The following is a 255-nucleotide window of genomic DNA, read 5'->3' on the forward strand; positions in this document are numbered from 1 at the left end:
CTAGCGATTCCAGAATAGCTATTTTGTTTGATAAGCGTTTTGAAATGATCATTAGTATGTTAGGTATTCTCAAATTAGGAGGTACATATGTTCCGCTAGATGCGTCATTACCATCTAATCGCTTATCCTATATACTTGAAGATTCGAGCGTAAGCTTTCTTCTTTACAGTGAAGATTCTTTACTTTCTAAGTTATCTGTTTCAGAATTTATTTTTCTCTTAGATATTACAGAATCCTATACTTATGAATCATCGG

At 32.5% G+C, this 255-nt stretch carries 1 protein-coding gene; it reads left to right on the forward strand.

The genetic code is table 11. The features are described from left to right. Positions 1-255: AMP-binding protein (locus tag ACHRWY_RS27695; protein WP_395359256.1), on the forward strand; the 255-nt coding region annotated here is incomplete at both ends.

The sequence above is a fragment of the Flavobacterium sp. FlaQc-48 genome, from assembly GCF_044007335.1.
Lineage (GTDB): Bacteria > Bacteroidota > Bacteroidia > Flavobacteriales > Flavobacteriaceae > Flavobacterium.